Raw genomic sequence first — 18,829 nt, forward strand, 5'->3', positions numbered from 1 at the left:
ATTTGTCCGATCCGCCGCCGCCAACCTCATGATCAACGTCACCTGGGGGCAGGGGTTAGGGGGTGCGGACGGCGTCTAGGGCCAGCAGGGCGACGTGGAGGGAGAGGCACGCCTCGACCGAGTCGAGGTCGACGTCGAGGATCCGGCCGATCCGGGCCAGCCGCTCGTAGAACGCCGGCCGGGACAGGTGCGCCGCGGCGGCCGCCGCCGACTTGTTCCGGCCCTGCTCCAGGTACGCCCGCAGGGTGCCGAGCAACTGCTCCCGGGGATGCCGGGCGTCGTACGCCAGCAGCGCGCCGAGTTCCCGTTCCACGAAGGTCTGCAGGCGCGGCTCATCCCGCAGCAGGTGCAGCAGGCCGGCCAGGCCGACGTGCGGCAGCCGGAAGATCGGCAGGTCCCGCCGGTCGCGCCGGGCCGCGTCGGCGATCTGCCGCCCCTCGACCAGCGAGCGTCCCGCCTCCCGCAGGCTGGCCACGCCCGAACCGGCGGCGATGATCACGGGTGCCGGACCGGCCACCCGCGGCGGGACCGGGGTCGAACGGGGCGAGCCGTCGCTACCGCGGGACGCGCCGACGGCGACGGGACGGGCGGCCGCGTCCACCGGGCGCGGGGCGGGTCGGGGGCCCGGCGGGCGGGCCGGGGTGGCGTCGAGGCGTACCCGGCGGAGCGCGGCGGCGAACGCGGCGAGCGCCTTCTCCTCGGCGGCCGGGTCGGCGAGGGCGAGCAGCACGCCCACCGCCTGGTCGTCGACGGCGCTGGTCAGGGCGGTGAGTTTGGCCTCCCGGAGGGCCTGGCCGACCGACTCGGCGAGGTCGCGCAGCCGGGCCAGGCCGGCGTCCGGGCCCGGCTCCCCGACCTCCGCCGCGTCGTCGGCCCGGTACCGCACCACGACGCCGATCAGGTGGCGGCGGTCCAGCGTCACGCCGAGCGCCTTGGCCCGTAGCGCAACCTCGTCGACCGGACGGGAGTGGTCGATCAACGCGGTGAGCAGGGTCCGGTGGATCTGCCGTTCCAGCCCCTCGGCGTCACGCCGGATCAGCCGGCCGAGGGCGAGCGTGGAGGCGGCCCGCTCGACGAGGATGGTGAGCCGGGTGGGCGGGGTCCCCGGCCCGACCGGGGCGACGTCCCGGCCCGGCGGTGCGGGCCACCCCGCCACCGGTGTGGCACCGGACCCGGGGATCACGTCGGCGGGCGTCGGGTTAGTCCCGGGCGTGTCCTCGCGCTGCGGGCCGTCCGGCCGCCCGGCGTCGGTCCCGTCGACCGGCGGCGCGTCGTCGGTCGCCACCGGCCGGTCGGGGCCGCCGGTGGTCAGCTCGCCGCCGGCCGGCCAGCGCAGCAGCAGCCGCCCCCAGTCCTCGCCCCGGGCCCCCACGGTGGTGACCAGCCACCCGCTGTCCGGGTCGTACGCGGTCCGCCCGGCGGGACGGATCCGCCGCGAGTGCTGCTCCCAGCCGTCGAGCAGCAGTTCGGCGCTCTCCCCCGCCGGGTCGTACGCGAGCACCCGCCGGGAGAGGTTCTCCAGCACCACCGGGCACCCAGACAGCTCGGCGGCCTGGCGCACCACCTCCTCCGGGCCGGCGCCCTCCACCGAAAGTTCGGTGAACCGCTGATGGATCTCCTCGGTGGCCCGCAGCTCGGTGAGCTGGGCGTCCACGATCAGCGCGTGCACCGCCTCGGTGATCCGGACGAACGGGGTGGCCCGGCGCAGCTCGACCAGGGGCAGCCCGCGCCGCTCGGCGGCGGCCGCCATCACCCGGGGCACCCCGCTGATGTAGCGGCGACCGAGCTCGACCACGAGCCCGGAGACCCCGACGTCGGCCAGATCACCGATGAACGCGCGCAGTCCCGCGTCGTCCGCGGGCAGCCCGATGCCGGTGGTGAGCACGAGTTCCCCACCACCGAGCAGGGTGGCGATGTCCGGCACCTCGGCCACGTGCACCCAGCGGACCGGCCGGTCCAGGCCCGTGTCGCCCGCGACCAGGCGCGGGGCGCCGTGGCGTACCGGCACCAGGGCGAGGACTTCACGGACGGTAGGGAACACGGGCGACACGCTACCCTGCGTCACCGCCGATCTCGACTACCGGCTGTCTGCCCGGCCGCCGGCCGTGTCGCGGGGCCCAGGGCGACCATGACCAGCCGAAAAGGGCAGGTCGCCCGGGGGCGTCACCCGCCGGCCCCGGGTCACAGCGGGTCATCACGGCCCAGCTCCCAGCAGGCCACCGCGGTGGCTGCGGCGACGTTGAGCGAGTCCACCCCGCGCCGCATCGGGATCACCACCCGCACGTCGCTGACGGCCATGGCGGCCCGGGTCAGCCCGGCGCCCTCGGCGCCCATCAGCAACGCCGCCCGGGCCCGTTGGCCGGCGTCCAGCCGCTGGATCGGCACCGCGTCCGGCGCGGGCGTCATCGCCAGCACCGTGAAACCCGCCGCCCGGACCTGGGCGAGGCCGTCCGGCCAGGGCTCCAGCTTCGCGTACGGGATGGCGAAGACCTCACCCATGCTGACCCGGACGCTGCGCCGGTAGAGCGGGTCGGCGCAGGTCGGAGAGAGCAGCACGGCGTCCACGCCGAGCGCGGCCACGGCCCGGAAGATCGCCCCGAGGTTGGTGTGGTTGTTGACGTCCTCCAGGATCACCACCCGGCGGGCGTCGGCCAGCACCTCGGCGGCGGCGGGCAGCGGCTTGCGGTGGAACGAGGCGAGCACCCCCCGGTGCACGTGGAAGCCGGTGGCGCGCTGCAGCACCTCCGGGGTGGCCGCGTAGACGGGGGTGTCGCCGGTGTCGAGGTCGGCGAGCTGGTCGACCCGCTTGGCGTCGACCAGATACGACCGGGCCGGGTAGCCGGCCCGCAGCGCCCGCCGCAGCACCAGCTCCCCCTCGGCGATGAACAGGCCGTGCGGCGGCTCCCAGCGGGTCCGCAGCTCCACGTCGGTCAGCGCGCGGTAGTCGGCGATCCGGTCGTCGTCGGGGTCGGTGATCTCGTGGACGGGCACCGGACGATTGTGCCTGGCCGGTGCGCGGGCCCCGGGTACCGGGCAGCTGCCGCCGGCCATCCTCGGGTGGTGGGCGGCCCGGGCCGCCCCACCCACCTCACGCCCGCACGTAGCGCAGCAGCACCGACCGGCCGTCGAAGCCCCGGGTCTCCACCAGCCGCAGGTCGAGCCGGTCCTTGTCGGGGAAGACCGGGGTGCCGCCGCCGAGCACCACCGGGTGCACGACCACCTGATACTCGTCGATGAGGCCCAGGCCGGTCAGCGCTGCCGCGGCACCGGATCCGCCGGTGAGCAGCAGATCCTTGCCGGGTTGGGCCTTCAGCTCGGCGATCTCGGTGGCGAGGTCGCGGCCGATCACCCGGGCGTCATACTCGGCGCTCTCCAGGCTCCGCGAGATGACGATCTTCGGGGTGCGCCGCCAGATTGGGGCGAACCGCAGGTTGTGCGGATCCTGGGAAATCTGCTCCGCGCGCGGCCAGTACCACGACATCAACCCCCACACCTTGCGGCCGTAGAGGAAGGCGTCGGCCCGGTCGCACAGCTCGATGGAGTACGCCGAGAGGTCCGGCCCCATAACCGGCCAGTCGAATTCGCCGTTCGGTCCCTCGATGAAGCCGTCGACGGACTGGTGCACCCAGTAGACGAGCTTGCGCATGGTGTCCTCCTGCTCGGTGGCGCCCGGCGGGCGCGCTCACCGGTGGGTCGGAGCCGCCGGACGGGATCCGACGCCCTGCGCGGATTTTTTTCCGACCGAAGTTGCGCCCGGCGGCTACCGTGCCGACCCGTGGCCCGTTCCGTGATGATCGCCCTGGTCGGGGTCGACGGCTCCGGCAAGAGCACCCAGGCCCGAGCGCTCGCCCGCCGGCTGACCGCCGGAGGCGTGCCGGCGGCCTACTTCGAGAACGCGGGCGGGCGGCCGCTGTGGAACCGGCTCGCCCGGGCGCTGGGCCGCCCGGACGGGGTGGCGCTGTTCGGCCGTACCCTCTATCCGGCGCTGGAGGCGGCGGTCCGCGCGGTCGCGATGGCCCGCACGGTGCTGGTCAGCCGGCTGACCGGGCGGACGGCGGTGCTGGACCGGTGGACCTGGTGCCAGTACGTGATCATGACGGCCCGCGGCGACCGGGGGCGGCGGGCGGTCCGGGCGGTGTACCGGATCTTTCCGCGACCGACGGTGGTCTGCTTCCTGGCGACCGCGCCGGAGGTCGCCCGGCGGCGGGTCCTGGCCCGTGGCATCGACACCGAGGAGCTGGCCCACCTGCGCGCGCTGGACGCCGCCTACCGGGCACTGCCCGAGTTCGGGTCGTTCGTGGTGGTCGACGGCGACGGCGACCCGGACCAGGTCGCGGCGGCGTTGGACCGGATGGTGTCGCCCCTGCTCCGGTGCTGACCGGGATAGATTCCGAAGGTGGAGTACCACCTGGTCGACCGGCTGCCCACGGTGGAGGAGTTCGTCGCCGTCACCACCGCCGTCGGCTGGACCGAGGCGTACGACCCGGCGGCCATCCCGGCCTCGCTGGCGGCCTCGCTGCACGGGGTGGTGGCGGTCGAGGGCGACCGGGTGATCGGGATCGGCCGGCTGATCGGCGACGGCGCGATCTACTACTACCTGCAGGACCTCGCCGTGGTGCCGGAATGGCAGCGGCGCGGGGTGGGCGCGGCGATCCTCGACCGGTTGGAGGAGTGGATCGCCGGCCGGGCCTCGTCCCGCACCTTCGTCGGCCTGTTCGCCACCGGGGAGTCGGTCAGCCTCTACCGCCGCTTCGGCTACGCCGTCCACGACGAGATGACCGGCATGTTCCGCGTCGGCCCCGCCGTGCGGGCTGAGCGGTAAGGAGGGGCTCCCGGCCAACGCCTCCGGTAGAGAGCCGGGGCCCGGTCCTGACCACTCAGCCGCGGCCGCGGCCCTGGAGCCAGCGCAGGAGGTCCTGCGGGATGCCCTGGTCCTGCTGCTGTCGCTGCTGCGGGCTCGGCTGCGGCCGGGGGCGCTGCGGGTCGCCGGCCAGTTCCTGGCTCGGTGCGGTGAAGTCCAACACCTGCTTGCCGTTCACCGCGGTCCGGATCACCCGGGCGACCGCGTCGATCACCTTCGCCTGGACCGCCGAGCCGACCAGGTCGGTCGAGTCGTCGGGGTTGGCCGCGATGCCCGCGACGGCCACCTGCGGGGTGAACCCGACGAAGGTCTCGGTGGCGTTCTGCTCGGAGCTACCGGTCTTTCCGGCGACCGGCCGGCCGACGATCCCGTCCACCGAGGTGGCGGTGCCGCCGTTGCACTGCCCGTACGCGGACTGCTGGCCGACCGGGCAGCGGGCCGCGTCGGTGGCGGCCCGGGCGATGTCGGTGTCCAGGACCTTCCGGCAGGACGGCTGGCCGACGTCGACCTTCTCGCCGTTGGCCGCGGTCACCGAGACGACCGGCAGCGGAGAGCAGTACGTCCCCTCGGCGGCCACGGTGGCGTACGCGTTGGCCAGGTCGAGCGGGGTGGTGGCGGCGACGCCCAGGGTGAACGCTCCCCAGTTGGCCGCGTTGTCCCTGGCGAAGGCGGCGTCGGACGCGGCCCGGAAGGTGATGCCGAGCCGCTGCGCCATCTCCACCACCTTGTCCTCGCCGACCTGCTCGGCCAGCCAGACGAAGTACGTGTTCACGGAGCGGCCGAAGCCGTCCCACATCATCCGGTAGCCGTCCATCCACTGCGGGTTGGCGTTGGCCGGGCACCATTTGCCGTCGCAGTTGCCCTCCGCGTCCGAGGCGTAGCGGGTGGGCAGCTTGGCCGGCGCGTCGAAGCCGGTGGCGAGCGACTTGCCGGCCTCCAGCGCGGCGAGCATGGTGAACAGCTTGAACGTCGACCCCGCCTGGTAGCCGTCGACGCTGGCGCCGCCGGAGATCAGCGGGTTGACGGTGTTCGGGTGGTTGGCCTGCCCGGCCGGGTTGTCGGCGAGGCTGTAGTGCCGGTTGACCGCCATGGCGAGCACCCGGCCGGTGCCGGGCTCGACCGCCGCGATCGGCAGGGCACGCTTGTTGTCGTACCCGTAGACGGCGGTGGCCCGCTGCTGCGCGGTCGCCTGGATCTTCGGGTCGAGCGTGGTGATGACGGTGTAGCCGCCGCGGCGCAGCGCCTGCTCGCGCTCCTTGACGGTGTTGCCGAAGGCCGGTTGGGTCAGCCACCACTGGCGGAGGTAGTCGCAGAAGAAGCCCCAGTCGTCGTGGCCCTGGGCGACCGCGGTGCATCCGTTGGGCTGGGCGGTCGGGTGCAGGGCGAGTGGCTCCGCCTTGGCCGTGGCGGCCTGCTGCGCGGTGATCGCGTGGGTCGCCACCATCGAGTCGAGCACGTACGCCCGGCGCTGGAGCGCCTTGTCCTTGTTCCCGTCGATCGGGCTGTACTCGTCGGGCGACTGGACCAGGCCGGCGAGCAGGGCCGCCTCGCCCAAGGTCAGGTCGGCGGGCGCCTTGCCGAAGTAGCGCTGGCTGGCCGCGGCGACGCCGTACGCGCCGGAGCCGAAGTAGGCGATGTTGAGGTAGCGGTTGAGGATCTCGTCCTTGCTGAGGGTCTTCTCCAGCGCCGACGCGTACCGGATCTCCTGGATCTTGCGCCCGACGGTCTGCTCGGTGGCCGCCTGCCGCTCCTCGGCCGTGCGGGTGGGGTCGGTCTTGAGCACGTTGCGGACGTACTGCATGGTCAGCGTGGAGCCGCCCTGCTCGGTGCCGCCGCCCTTCACGTTGGCGACCAGGGCGCGGAGCATGCCGCGCAGATCGGCGCCGCCGTGCTGATAGAAGCGCCGGTCCTCGGCGGCCACGATCGCCTGGCGCATCACCGGAGCGATCTCCGCCAGCGGCACATCCGTCCGGTTGACGTCGTAGAACGTGGTGATCAGCGTCTTGCCGTCGTTGGCGTAGAGGTAGGAGCGCTGCGGCTGCGCGGGGGTACGCAGCGCGTCGGGCAGCTGCGCGTACGCGCCCAGCACCGACTTGGTGACCAACCCGCCAATCAAATTGCCGGGCAGGGCGGCGACCGCGAGGACGAGCCCGGCGAGGACGCCGGCGAGCAGCACGGTGAACAGGCGCGACAGCGGCGACCGGGGAGACGGCATGGCCACCAGGATTGCCGCAAACACCGCTATCCGACCACCCCGCCAGGCAACTGTCAGTTACCTCACGGCGACCTCCCAGCCACCCCCGGTCGCGTTGATCATGAGGTTGCCGGCGATGTCGATCTCCCTGGCCGCCGCCAACCTCATGATCGGCGACGGGTGGGCCGGGGCGGTCAGGTGGGGAGGGGGCCTTCGGGGGTGGTGGGGGTGGTGGGGTTGGTGGGGGCGGTCACGACGCTGGCGGCGACGGCGTCGCGGGCGATGGCGGCGGGCACCAGCCGCCCGGAGCGGTAACCGATACCGATACCGGAGACCAGCACGAAGATCGCGCCGAAGGTCTGCAACGAGCCGATCAGCGCGCCGGCCAGGCCGAGCAGCGGGGCGGCGATCATCAGCATGATCCCGTCGCCGTAGGAGAACATCCCGGACCGGGCGACCGACCATCCGGTCAGGAACCAGCCCAGGCTGTAGCAGGTGGCGCCGAACAGGACGAGGGTGCGTGCGGTGGTGCCGAAGACGGGCGCCTCCTGGGCCATCCCGGCGAAGGGCAGCATCAGCACCGTGCCGGCGATGCTCACCAGCAGCCCGGCCGCGGCGATCCGCCGGCACCGGGTGGCGGCGAGCAGGCCGGTGAGCGCCAGCAGCGCGAGCAGCCCGAGCCAGACCGCGGCCACCCAGCCGACCAGGTAGAGCGGATTGCCGTCGGCCGGGTACGGGTCGTTGCCCACCCCGCCGTCGCTGGCCATCGCCACCAGGCCGTAGAGGATCGCGTACGCGGGCAGCAGCCAGACCGCCGCGCGGGCGAACCGGCGTACCGACCAGGCCCAGCTCGCGTTGGTGGCGGGGGCGGCCGGGCCCGGCTCGGAGACGAACGGCAGCACCCCGAACCCGCCCCCGGTACGCCGGCTGCCGAGCGGTCCGGCGGGATCGTGCGCGCCGGGGAACTGGTCCTTGGAGAACAGCTCCTTGGAGAAGAGGTCCTTGGAGAACAGCCTGTTCGCCGGATCCTTCATGCCTCACCTCGTTCCGCCCGCGGGCGGCGCGGAACGCGTACGGCGCCCCGGTTCCTGGTCACCACCCGTCCTCAGACCGATCGTGGCAGGCACCGGGGCGCCGTATGAGGCTTTCTCGCTTTTGCCGTCCGGGCTCGGACAGCAGTCCGGCTCAGCCCCGTTCGCGCTGATCCGAGGGGTCGTTGAGCAGGCTCTCCGGGGAGACCGGCTCGGGGGCCGGCAGCCCCTGCGGGCCCTTGCCACCGGTGGCCTGCGCCTCGGCGACGCGTACCTCGTCGTGGATCTCCTGCGCGGCGGTGGCAGCGGCCTGCGCGGCCTCGGCGGCCTCCCGCTCCACGTCGCCGGCGCCCCGGCTGGCCTCCGGCGACGGCACGTCGCCGACCATGTTGGCCAGGCCGCCCAGCGCGCCGCCCATCCCCTCCAGCGCCTTGGTCAACTCGGCCGGGACGATCCAGACCTTGTTGGCCGAACCGTTGGCGATCTGCGGCAGCGCCTGCAGGTACTGGTAGGCGAGCACCTTCTGGCTCGGGTTGGCCTGGTGGATCGCGTCGAAGACGGTACGGATCGCCTTGGCCTGGCCCTCCGCCTGGAGGATCCGGGCCTGCCGGTCACCGTCTGCGCGCAGCACCGCGGCCTGCTTCTCACCCTCGGCGGTGAGGATCTGCGACTGCTTGAGACCCTCGGCGTTGAGGATCGCGGCGCGGCGGTCCCGCTCGGCGCGCATCTGCTTCTCCATCGAGTCACGGATGCTCGGCGGCGGCTCGATCGCCTTGATCTCGACCCGGGTGACCTTGATGCCCCACCGGCCGGTGGTCTCGTCGAGCACGCCGGACAGGTGCCGGTTGATCTCCTCCCGGCTGGTCAGCGCCCGCTCGAGGTCCAGCGAACCGATCACGTTGCGCAGCGTGGTGACGGTGAGCTGCTCGATGGCCTGGAGGAAGTTCGAGATCTCGTAGGTGGCGCGGACCGAGTCGACCACCTTGAAGTAGAGCACGGTGTCGATCGAGACGACGAGGTTGTCCGAGGTGATCACCGGCTGCGGCGGGAAGCTGACCACCTGCTCCCGCATGTCGACCTTGGTACGCACGGCGTCGATGTACGGCACCAGCAGGTTCAGGCCCGGGTTCAAGGTCCGCTTGTACCTGCCCAGGCGTTCCACCACGTCCTGGCGCTGCTGCGGCACGATCCGCACCGCCTTGATCAGCGTGACCACGACGATCACGGCAACCGCGATCAACACGATCGCTGCAAACTCCATACCGCTCACCTTTTCGCTTCGGGCAGCCCGCCCGGGGTGGAAATGTCGTCCTGCCAGACCAGGGCGATGGCGCCCCGGACCTTTATCACCTGCACCCGCTCACCCGCGGCGTAGCTACGCGTCGCGTCGTACGCCCGGGCGCTCCACAGCTCACCGTCAATCTTGACGAGACCCCGCTCGGCGTCCACCGGCTCCAGCACCAGCGCCGTGGCCCCCTCGAGCGCCTCGACGCCGAACGACTGCCCGCCGCTCTCCACCGAGGGGCGGGCGTGCCGCCGGATCACCGGCCGGACCACCGCCACGCAGAGCGCGGAGACCACGGCGAAGACCAGCGCCTGGACCGCGACCGGGGCACCGAGCGCGGCAGCCCCGGCGGCGGCGAACGCCCCGGCCGCGAACATGATCAGGAACAGCGTCGTCGTGAAAATCTCGGCGACCGCCAGCAACACACCCAACACGATCCACACCACGGCGTCCACCCCACGATCGTGACACGTCCACGCACGCGGCAGCGAACCGAGATGATCTCCTAAGCTCGGGACCGCGCCGACCGCGACGAGGAGGACCACCATGGCTCTGCTGCCCGAGACCGCCCGACAGGTGGACGCGCTGGTCGCGCGGGCCCAGGCGGAGGGGCGCGGACCCTCACTCGCCCTCGGGGTGATCCGGGACGGCGCGCTCGCCCACCTCGCGGTCGCCGGCGAGCACCCCCGCCCGGACGAGGACCTGCAGTACCGGATCGGCTCGATCAGCAAGACCATGACGGCCGTGCTGGTCATGCAGCAGCGCGACGCCGGCCGGCTGGCCCTGGACGACCCGCTGGAGCGGCACCTGCCCGGCACCCCGGTGGGCGCGCTCACCCTGCGCCAACTGCTCGGGCACGCCAGCGGCCTGCAACGCGAGCCGGACGGGCAGTGGTGGGAGCGGACCGCGGGCGCCGACCTGGCCACCCTGCTCGCCGGACTGACCCCGGAGAAGATCACCCACCCGCCACACCGCGTCTACCACTACTCCAACCTGGCGTACGGGCTGCTCGGCGGGGTGCTCGAGCGGATCACCGGGACCCCCTGGGCCGAGTTGCTCCGCGAGCGGATCCTCGAACCGCTGGCGATGCGGCGCACCACGTACCACCCGACCGAGCCGTACGCCCGGGGCTACGTGGTCCACCCCTGGCACGACACCCTGCGCGAGGAGCCCCGCACCGACACCGGCGCGATGGCCCCGGCCGGCCAGCTCTGGTCGACGGTGGCGGACCTGGGCCGGTGGGCGGCGTTCCTGGCCGACCCGGCCCCGGACGTGCTCGCGCCGGACACGCTCACCGAGATGTGCGCGCCCGTGGTGATCAGCGACCTGGACTCGTGGACCGGCGGCCACGGTCTCGGCCTGGAGCTCTACCGGGTCGGCGACCGGGTGTACGTGGGGCACGGCGGCTCGATGCCCGGGTACGTCGCCGGCCTCGCCGTGCACCGGCCCGGCCGGGCCGCCGTCGTCGACTTCGCCAACGCGTACGGCCTCAGCCGGGGCCACCACGTCGTCGGCCTGGCCCGCGAGGTGCTCACCCTGGTGCTGGACGCCGAGCCGGCCCCGCCCGCCCCGTGGCGGCCGGCCGCGGCGCCCGCGGCGGGCCTGGCCGAGCTGACCGGCCGCTGGTGGTGGATGGGCCTCGAGTACGAGCTGCGCCCCGACCCGGCCGGCGACCTGCTGGCCGGCCCGGTCGGGCGGCCGATCCTCCGGTTCACCGCGGAGGGCCCGGACCGCTGGCGGGGCCGCTCCGGTCCGCAGGACGGCGAGATCCTCACCGTGATCCGCGACGAGGCCGGCCGCCCGGTCGCCCTCGACCTCGCCACCTTCGTCTTCACCCGCACTCCCGACCAGCAACCCTGACCCACGGCCCACCCCGCGTGTTGCCGCAGGCCAGCCCGGTCACGTCGTCAAGTTCGTAGCACCACTGAGGTCACCATCTCCCGACCACCGGCACTGAACCGCGTAGCCGGCCCGCGACGGGGCCGGGGCCACCGTGACCGGCGGAGGGATCAAGCCTGACCGCCCGGAGCCGGGCACGGTGGCCCCGGCCCTCAAGCGCAACCACTACACAGGTTCGGTGACGAAATCGATCAACCGCTCCATCGCGTTGATCAACGGCGTCTCCACGTCCGCGAAGCTGTCCACCCGGGACAGGATGTGCCGCCACATGTCCGCCGGCTCGGCCACCCCGAGGGCTGCGCAGACCCCCTCCTTCCAGGGCCGTCCGGGCGGCACCACCGGCCAGGCCGGGATGCCCAGCGCCGTCGGCTTCACCGCCTGCCACACGTCCACGTACGGGTGGCCGGTGACCAGCACGTGCGGCGAGGTCACCGCCGCCACGATCCGGCTCTCCTTGGAGCCCGGCACGAGGTGGTCGACGAGCACGCCGAGCCGGCGGCCCGGGCCGGGGTCGAAGGCGCGTACCTCGGCGGCCAGGGCGTCGATGCCGTCCAGGGGCTCCACCACCACGCCCTCGATCCGCAGGTCGTCGCCCCAGATCCGCTCGACCAGCGCCGCGTCGTGCACCCCCTCGACCCAGATCCGGCTGGCCTTGGCGACCTGCGCCCGCACGTTGTCGAGCGCGATCGAGCCGGAGGCGGTCCGCCGCCGGGCGGCGGGCACCGGGGCGCGTACCGGGCGGCGCAGGGTGACGGGCTGGCCGTCAAGCAGGAACGCGGCCGGGAGCAGTGGGAAGTTGCGTCGCCGGCCGTGCCGGTCCTCCAGCACCACCGCGCCGGACTCGAAGCCGACGACCGCGCCGCAGAACCCCGAGTCGGCGTCCTCGACGACCAGGTCCGGTTCGGCGTCCACCTCCGGGGTGACCTTCCGCCGCCGCCAGTCCCCCGCCAGCACGTCCTCGCCGTATCGCCCCGCCATGTCGATCACGCTAATCGGCAGCCCGGCGTGTCGCCCGCCGACGCGCCGCCGCGGCCGCTGGTCGACGGCCGGCGCCGGCCAAGAACCGGGCGAAGCGGGCAGTTGGGGGCAGGTCACGCCGCCGGAGCGGCAGCCGAGACAGGGGCGGCGGGGAACACGTACCCTTTCGGCATGTCCTCCCCCGCAACGGGCGCGGCCACCCTGGCTCCGCGCCGGTCGAGCCGGTTGGTTGCCTGGGTACGCGCCTGGCGCGCCGGTCTGGTGCCGTTCGACGAGGTCGCCGAGGCGATCGCCGGAGACGAGGAGCACCTGGTCGCCGACGCCCCCGGCACCTGGACCGACGTGTCCCTGCGGGAGGCACTGCCCAGCCTGGCGAAGCTCTCCCCGGACGAGATCCGCCTGGTGCTGCCCGCCCCGGGCGACCCGCGCGGGCTGCCCGGCCCGGGCGACTTCGCCGGTGCGGCGCTGCTCGCCGGCGAGGCGGTGGTGGCCAGCGGGCTCGGGCTGGTCCCGGAGGTACGCAGCCACACCTCCGGTTCCGGGATGACCTGGGAGACGGTGCTGTGGCGGGTGTACCCGCTGCCGGCGGACGCGCCGAAGGCGTCCCTCGCGGTGCCCGGCGCGGCCGAGGCCGAGGCCGAGCTGGCGATCGCGCTCGCCGAGACGACCGCCGCGCTCACCCGGCTGGACGTGGCCCAGTGGCGGCCCGAGCTGGCCGGTGCCCTCGCGGCGCTGCGCCGCCCCGACGGTACGACCGACCTGCCCCCCGGGTTCGACCCGCGGGCCCGTCGGCTGTTCGCCCGCGCCGCGGTGCTGGACCGGGTGCTGGCCCTGGCCGGGGAGAGCGCCCCGGGCGGAGCGGTCAACACCTACGAGGCGCAGCAGCGGGACGCCGCGCTGCGTCCGCTGACCACCGCCTGCCGGCAGGCGCTGGTGGCCGCCTGCAACGCCCCGCTGCGTCCCTGACCGCGGGCCGGGTGCCCGGCGGCCCTCCGCCGTCTAGACCTCGTCGATCAGGTCGGCGATCGAGTCGACGATCCGGGACGGCCGGTACGGGTAGCGTTCCGCCTCGGCCCGGGAGCTGATCCCGGTGAGCACCAGGATCGTCTCCAGCCCCGCCTCCAGGCCGCAGAGGACGTCGGTGTCCATCCGGTCGCCGATCATCGCGGTGCTCTCCGAGTGCGCGTCGATGGTGTTCAACGCCGAGCGCATCATCATCGGGTTGGGCTTGCCGACGAAGTACGGCTCCACCCCGGTCGCCTTGGAGATCATCGCGGCCACCGAGCCGGCGGCCGGCAGCGCGCCCTCGACCGACGGGCCGGTCGCGTCCGGGTTGGTGCAGATGAACCGGGCCCCGTCGTTGATCAGCCGGATCGCCTTGGTGATCGCCTCGAAGCTGTAGGTGCGGGTCTCCCCGAGCACCACGTAGTCCGGGGCGAAGTCGCTGAGCACGTACCCCACGGCGTGCAGGGCCGTGGTCAGCCCGGCCTCGCCGATCACGTACGCGGTGCCGCCCGGGCGCTGGTCGGCCAGGAACTGGGCGGTGGCCAGGGCGGACGACCAGATCGCCTCCTCCGGCACGTCGAGCCCCATCCGGGCCAGCCGGGCCTGCAGGTCCCGTGGGGTGTAGATCGAGTTGTTGGTCAGCACCAGGAACGGCTTGCCGGAGGCACGCAGCTTCTTGATGAACTCGGGCGCACCGGGCACCGGCTGGCCCTCGTGCACCAGCACGCCGTCCATGTCGGTGAGCCAGCTCTGCACCGGCTTGCGGTCATGCATGTGTCGTCCCAGGGGTGTCGGAGGTTGGTCGGGCTCAGGGGCGGCGGGCCGGGGGCACGCAGCACAACGCCGGGCAGGTGTCCCACATGGGCAGCTCGCCGAGGCGCCGGACGAGCCGTTCGCGCTCCGGGGCGGTCCGTTCCAGCACCAGCTCGCGGACCATCGCCACGAAGCGCGGGTCGGTGCCCGGGGTGCCGGCCCGGACGAAGTCCAGGCCGAGCTGCTTGGCCGTCTCCAGCGCCTCGGTGTCCAGGTCCCAGACCACCTCCAGGTGGTCGGAGACGAACCCGATCGGGCTGACCACCACGCCGGTCACGCCCTGCTCGGCGAGGGCGGCCAGGTGGTCGTTGATGTCCGGCTCCAGCCACGGCACCTGCGGCGGCCCGGAGCGGCTCTGCCAGACCAGGTCGTACGGCAGGTCCGGCGCCGCGGCGGCGTGCACCAGCCGGGCGGTCTCCGCGAGCTGGGCGGTGTACCGGCCGCCGTGCGGGCCGGCGGTGGCGGCCGCCGAGACCGGGATGGAGTGCGCGGTGAACACCACTCGGGTGCTGTCCCGCTTGGCCGGGTCGAGCTGCGCCAGCGCCGCCCGCACCGCGTCGGCGTGCGGCTCGACGAAGCCGGGGTGGTCCCAGAACTGGCGCAGCTTCTCGATCAGCGGGGCGTCCGGGCCGACCGCGGCCCGGGCCGCGGCGATGTCCTCCTGGTACTGCCGGCACGAGGAGTAGCCGCCGTAGGCGCTGGTGACGAAGGCCAGGGCCCGCTTGACCCCGTCGTCGCGCATCCGCGCCACGGTGTCGGCGAGCATCGGGTCCCAGTTGCGGTTGCCCCAGTAGACCGGCAGGTCGACGCCGTTGGCGGCGAAGTCCGCGCGGATCGCCGCGAGCAGGTCCCGGCACTGCTGGTTGATCGGGGAGACCCCGCCGAAGTGCAGGTAGTGCTCGGCGACCTCGGCGAGCCGCTCCGGCGGCACGCCCCGCCCCCGGGTGACGTTCTGCAGGAAGGGCAGCACGTCCTCGGGCCGCTCGGGGCCGCCGAAGGAAACCAGCACCAACGCGTCGTACGCCATGGGCTCATTCTCTCCCGCCCAGGATGACGGGGATGCGACGCCCCCGGGGTGCGGATGTTGAGAGGGGCCCCTGCTGCGCCGGAGGCGTCAGCAAGGGGGCCCCTCCGGCGGCTCAGGAGCCGATCGCGTGGTAGCCCCCGTCGACGTGGACGATCTCGCCGGTGGTGGCCGGGAACCAGTCCGACAGCAGCGCCAGGCAGGCCCGGGCGGCCGGCTCCTGGTCGGTGAGGTTCCAGCCCAGCGGCGCGCGCTCGGCCCAGGCGTCCTCGAACTGCTCGAAGCCGGGGATGGACTTGGCGGCGATAGTGCGCAGCGGGCCGGCGGCGACCAGGTTGCTGCGGATGCCCCGCTTGCCCAGGTGCAGCGCCAGGTAGCGGGAGGCGGACTCGAGCCCGGCCTTGGCCACGCCCATCCAGTCGTACACCGGCCAGGCCTTGGTGGCGTCGAAGGTGAGCCCGACCACCGCGCCGCCCGCCGACATCAGCGGCAGCGCCGCCATGGCGAGAGACTTGTACGAGTAGGTCGAGACGTGCACGGCGGTGGCCACGTCCTCCCACGGCGCGTCGAGGAAACCGCCGCCGAGGCAGCTCTGCGGGGCGAAGCCGATCGAGTGCACCACCCCGTCCAGGCCGTCGACGTGCTCGCGCACCTGGTCCGCGAGGCCGGCCAGGTGCTCGACGTTGGTCACGTCCAGCTCGATCACCGGGGCCGGTTCGGGCAGCCGCCGGGCGATCCGCTCGACCAGGGAGAGCCGGCCGTAGCCGGTGAGCACGACCTGGGCGCCGTTCTCCTGGGCGAGCTTCGCCACCGAGAAGGCGATCGAGGCGTCGGTGATGACGCCGGTGACCAGCAGCCGCTTACCGGCCAGAAGTCCGGACATTGATTTCCTCCGTGCTCTGCTCAGTGACCCATGCCCAGGCCGCCGTCGACCGGGATGACGGCGCCGGAGATGTACCCGGCCGCGTCCGAGGCGAGCCAGGTGACCACGCCGGCGACCTCGTCCGGCTCGGCGAAGCGGCCGGCCGGGATGGCCTTGCGGTACTCGGTGCGCCGCTCCTCGGGCAGCGCCGCGGTCATGTCGGTGTCGATGAAGCCGGGCGCCACCACGTTCGCGGTGATGTTGCGGCTGCCCAGCTCGCGGGTGATCGAGCGGGCCACGCCGACCAGGCCGGCCTTGCTGGCCGCGTAGTTGACCTGCCCGACGCCGCCGTACAGGCCGACCACGGAGGAGATGAAGATCATCCGACCCCACTTGGCCCGGAGCATCTTCGTCGAGGCCCGCTTGGCGCAGCGGAACGCGCCGGTCAGGTTGGTGTCGAGCACCCGGGTGAACTGCTCCTCGGACATCCGCATGATCAGCGTGTCGTCGGTGATGCCGGCGTTGGCGACCAGCACCTCGACCGGCCCGAGCTCGGCCTCGACGGCGGTGAACGCGGCGTTCACCGACTCGGCGTCGGTGACGTCGCACTTCACGCCGAACAGGCCCGCGGGGGCGTCCCCGCTGCGGTGGGTCACCGCCACCCGGTCGCCCTGCTTGGCGAAGGCCTGCGCGATAGCCAGGCCGATCCCCCGGTTTCCGCCGGTCACCAGCACGGTACGGGCCACCGTTCCCCCTCTGCTCAACTGATCTCTCAACCGCTGGCGAGCCTAGGGGTTACCGGCAGGTAAGCGCTAACGCGGCCAGGTCACCCCGGGGTACGACGCGGCAGCTCACCCCCTGGTGGGACGACGGTGACCGGGGCTGCCCGTACGCTGCCGCTGATGGAGAAGCACCCTGTCCGGGCCGCCTGGCAGGCGCTGCGGCGGACCGTCGCGGGCCCGGACTTCCCGCCCGCCCGGCCGCCGCTGGAGCGCTGGCCCCGGCTGTCCCGGTACGTGCGACCCGTCGGCCTGCTCGCGGTGGTGGTCCTGTTCGCCGCCACCCTGGCCGAGGAGACCGGCCGGCACCTGCCCGGGGTGGTGGCGATCCTGTTCGCGGGGCTGACCGTCGCCCCGCTGCTCGCGTTGCCCCGGCGTCCGCTGTTCGCCTGGCGGCTCACCATCGTGGCGCTGCTCACCTGCACGTTCAACGCGCCGCCGGGCCAGGCCTGGCCGTGGAACCCGGTCCTGGTGCTCGGGTCGCTGCTCGTGCTGGCGGTGGTGGCGGCCCGGGTCGACCGGCCGGTGCTGCTCTGGGTCGGCGTTATCACGATGGTGCCGGTGGTTACGCTGGTCGGCTCCAACAACTGGGCTGGCGTACTGCTGCTGGTCCTGACCCTGCTGGTGCTCGGCCACCTCGTCCGCGGCAACCGGCTGTCCCGCCGAGCCCTCGCCGCGCAGACCGAGCTCAGCGAACGGGAGAAGGAGCGCCGGGCGGTGCTGGAGGAGCGCACCCGGATCGCCCGGGAGCTGCACGACGTGGTGGCCCACCACATGTCGATGATCGCCGTGCAGGCGGAGACCGCACCCTACCGCCTCGGCGAACTGCCGGAGCCGGCCCGGGCCGAGTTCGCCGCCGTCGCCGGGTCGGCCCGGGAGGCGCTCACCGACATGCGCCGGCTGCTGGGGGTGCTGCGCAGCGAGGCCGCGGGCCCGGAGACCACGCCCCAGCCTGACCTGGCGGACCTGCCGGCCATGGTGGAGGCCGCCCGGCGGGCCGGCCTCGCGGCCACCCTGGACGCTCCCGCGCCGGCCGCCGGGACGCCCACGCCGGTCGGGCTGGCCGCGTACCGGATCGTGCAGGAGGGGCTGGCGAACGCCGCCCGGCACGCCGCCGGCGCCGCGGTGCGGGTCACCGTCCGCCCCGGTCCCCGCGCCCTGGCGGTACGCGTCGAGAACACCGCCGGCACGGGCGCGCCGACCCGGGTCGAGCGGGGCGCCGGGCACGGGCTGACCGGGATGCGGGAACGGGCCCTCGCGCTGGGCGGTACGTTCGCCGCCGGGCCGGTCGACGGCGGCGGCTACGCCGTGGCCGCGCAGCTGCCCTACGACGGGGAGGACGGTGCCGGATGATCCGGGTGCTGATCGCGGACGACCAGGCGATGGTCCGGCAGGGCTTCGGCGCGCTGCTGGCCGCCCAGCCGGACCTGCTCGTCGTCGGGGACGCCGCGGACGGCGCGGCGGCCGTCGAGGCGTCCCGCCGGCTGGACCCGGACGTGGTGCTGATGGACGTGCGGATGCCGGTGCTGGACGGGCTCGCCGCCACCCGCCAACTCCTCGGCGACCGCCGGACCGACCGCCCCCGGGTGCTCATCCTGACCACCTTCGACCTGGACGACTACGTCTACGAGGCGCTGCGCGCCGGGGCGAGCGGCTTCCTGCTCAAGGACGCCCCCGCCGCCGACCTGGTGCACGCCGTCCGGGTGGTGGCGGCCGGCGACGCGCTGCTCGCCCCGTCGGTGACCCGCCGGCTGATCGCCGAGTTCGCCGCCCGCCCCGGCCGGCGCCGGCCCCGCCCCACCGACCTGGCCGCGCTGACCCCCCGGGAGACCGACGTGCTCCGGCTGATCGCCCGGGGCCGCTCCAACACGGAGATCGCCGCGGACCTGGTGGTCGCCGAGCAGACCGTGAAGACCCACGTCGGGCGGATCCTGGCGAAGCTCCAGCTCCGCGACCGCGCCCAGGCCGTGGTCCTCGCCTACGAGACGGGTCTGGTGGCCGCCGGCGAATAGCTCCCGGGTAGCACGCCGGGAACCAGCCCGCAGGGTGACGATCTCCGCCCCGTCCGCACCGCACGCTTCCGCCGGACCACTTCCGG

The 18,829-nt window shown here is 73.9% G+C and carries 17 protein-coding genes and 2 pseudogenes; 6 read left to right on the top strand and 13 right to left on the bottom strand.

Annotated features, from left to right (window positions below):
- Positions 1–55 precede the first annotated feature (55 nt).
- The 4 genes and pseudogenes from ACFYM6_RS22230 to ACFYM6_RS22245 all read right to left on the bottom strand — a co-directional run.
- Positions 56–1,102, bottom strand: a pseudogene (locus ACFYM6_RS22230) (PucR family transcriptional regulator); the annotation flags it as partial.
- A 186-nt stretch (positions 1,103–1,288) separates the two neighbouring features.
- A pseudogene (locus ACFYM6_RS22235) lies at positions 1,289–2,041 on the bottom strand (PucR family transcriptional regulator ligand-binding domain-containing protein); the annotation flags it as partial.
- Between the two features lie 140 nt (positions 2,042–2,181).
- Entirely contained in the window at positions 2,182–3,051 is an 870-nt protein-coding gene (locus tag ACFYM6_RS22240; RefSeq protein ID WP_387278252.1) for a TrmH family RNA methyltransferase, read from the bottom strand.
- A 37-nt stretch (positions 3,052–3,088) separates the two neighbouring features.
- Positions 3,089–3,646: a dihydrofolate reductase family protein gene (locus ACFYM6_RS22245; protein WP_387278254.1), complete on the bottom strand. Its 558-nt coding sequence runs from the start codon at positions 3,644–3,646 to the stop codon at positions 3,089–3,091.
- A gap of 129 nt (positions 3,647–3,775) precedes the next feature.
- On the opposite strand from ACFYM6_RS22245, the gene ACFYM6_RS22250 reads away from it, so the two are divergent.
- Complete coding sequence (locus ACFYM6_RS22250; protein ID WP_387278255.1) at positions 3,776–4,378, top strand: dTMP kinase; 603 nt, start codon at positions 3,776–3,778, stop codon at positions 4,376–4,378.
- 18 nt (positions 4,379–4,396) lie between these two features.
- A complete protein-coding gene (locus ACFYM6_RS22255; protein WP_387278257.1) occupies positions 4,397–4,822 on the top strand; it encodes a GNAT family N-acetyltransferase in 426 nt (141 codons plus the stop codon).
- Between the two features lie 55 nt (positions 4,823–4,877).
- Here the strand turns inward: ACFYM6_RS22255 and ACFYM6_RS22260 are convergent, their stop codons facing one another.
- From ACFYM6_RS22260 to ACFYM6_RS22275, 4 genes are all read right to left on the bottom strand, one after another.
- Complete coding sequence (locus ACFYM6_RS22260; RefSeq protein ID WP_387278259.1) at positions 4,878–7,076, bottom strand: transglycosylase domain-containing protein; 2,199 nt, start codon at positions 7,074–7,076, stop codon at positions 4,878–4,880.
- A 173-nt stretch (positions 7,077–7,249) separates the two neighbouring features.
- Positions 7,250–8,089, bottom strand: coding sequence for a hypothetical protein (locus tag ACFYM6_RS22265; protein WP_387278261.1), 840 nt, complete (start codon positions 8,087–8,089; stop codon positions 7,250–7,252).
- A 151-nt stretch (positions 8,090–8,240) separates the two neighbouring features.
- Positions 8,241–9,347 carry an SPFH domain-containing protein gene (locus tag ACFYM6_RS22270; protein WP_387278263.1) on the bottom strand — a complete coding sequence of 369 codons (1,107 nt, stop codon included), beginning with the start codon at positions 9,345–9,347 and terminating at the stop codon, positions 8,241–8,243.
- Positions 9,348–9,352: 5 nt separating this feature from the next.
- Positions 9,353–9,826, bottom strand: a complete 474-nt coding sequence (locus tag ACFYM6_RS22275) for an NfeD family protein (RefSeq protein WP_387278265.1) — start codon at positions 9,824–9,826, stop codon at positions 9,353–9,355.
- A gap of 91 nt (positions 9,827–9,917) precedes the next feature.
- Here ACFYM6_RS22275 and ACFYM6_RS22280 point away from each other — a divergent pair, with 91 nt between their 5' ends.
- A complete protein-coding gene (locus ACFYM6_RS22280) occupies positions 9,918–11,231 on the top strand; it encodes a serine hydrolase domain-containing protein (RefSeq protein ID WP_387278267.1) in 1,314 nt (437 codons plus the stop codon).
- A gap of 204 nt (positions 11,232–11,435) precedes the next feature.
- On the opposite strand, the gene ACFYM6_RS22285 is transcribed toward ACFYM6_RS22280, so the two are convergent.
- A complete protein-coding gene (locus tag ACFYM6_RS22285) occupies positions 11,436–12,248 on the bottom strand; it encodes a DUF3097 domain-containing protein (RefSeq protein ID WP_387278269.1) in 813 nt (270 codons plus the stop codon).
- Positions 12,249–12,419: 171 nt separating this feature from the next.
- Between ACFYM6_RS22285 and ACFYM6_RS22290 the strand changes: the two genes are divergently transcribed.
- Complete coding sequence (locus ACFYM6_RS22290) at positions 12,420–13,214, top strand: hypothetical protein (protein ID WP_387278271.1); 795 nt, start codon at positions 12,420–12,422, stop codon at positions 13,212–13,214.
- A gap of 33 nt (positions 13,215–13,247) precedes the next feature.
- Here ACFYM6_RS22290 and ACFYM6_RS22295 read toward each other — a convergent pair whose 3' ends face one another.
- The 4 genes from ACFYM6_RS22295 to fabG all read right to left on the bottom strand — a co-directional run bounded on the left by ACFYM6_RS22295 (position 13,248) and on the right by fabG (position 16,698).
- The gene (locus tag ACFYM6_RS22295) at positions 13,248–14,027 is read right to left on the bottom strand and encodes an HAD-IIA family hydrolase (protein ID WP_357441971.1); all 780 of its coding nucleotides are present in this window, start codon (positions 14,025–14,027) and stop codon (positions 13,248–13,250) included.
- Positions 14,028–14,061: 34 nt separating this feature from the next.
- Positions 14,062–15,093, bottom strand: a complete 1,032-nt coding sequence (locus ACFYM6_RS22300; RefSeq protein ID WP_387278273.1) for a ferrochelatase — start codon at positions 15,091–15,093, stop codon at positions 14,062–14,064.
- 112 nt (positions 15,094–15,205) lie between these two features.
- Positions 15,206–15,973, bottom strand: coding sequence for an enoyl-ACP reductase FabI (fabI, locus tag ACFYM6_RS22305; protein ID WP_387278275.1), 768 nt, complete (start codon positions 15,971–15,973; stop codon positions 15,206–15,208).
- Between the two features lie 20 nt (positions 15,974–15,993).
- Positions 15,994–16,698: a 3-oxoacyl-ACP reductase FabG gene (fabG, locus tag ACFYM6_RS22310; protein ID WP_387278276.1), complete on the bottom strand. Its 705-nt coding sequence runs from the start codon at positions 16,696–16,698 to the stop codon at positions 15,994–15,996.
- A 156-nt stretch (positions 16,699–16,854) separates the two neighbouring features.
- Between fabG and ACFYM6_RS22315 the strand changes: the two genes are divergently transcribed.
- Both ACFYM6_RS22315 and ACFYM6_RS22320 read left to right on the top strand, forming a co-directional pair.
- On the top strand, positions 16,855–18,084 hold the full coding sequence (locus tag ACFYM6_RS22315) for a sensor histidine kinase (protein ID WP_387278277.1): 1,230 nt from the start codon (positions 16,855–16,857) through the stop codon (positions 18,082–18,084).
- Positions 18,081–18,743 (top strand): response regulator transcription factor, encoded by a 663-nt coding sequence (locus ACFYM6_RS22320; protein ID WP_148801506.1) that lies wholly within the window; start codon positions 18,081–18,083, stop codon positions 18,741–18,743. The genes ACFYM6_RS22315 and ACFYM6_RS22320 overlap by 4 nt, the downstream gene beginning before the upstream one ends.
- Positions 18,744–18,829: the final 86 nt, after the last annotated feature.

The sequence above is a fragment of the Micromonospora sp. NPDC006431 genome (assembly GCF_042870725.1).
GTDB lineage: Bacteria > Actinomycetota > Actinomycetes > Mycobacteriales > Micromonosporaceae > Micromonospora.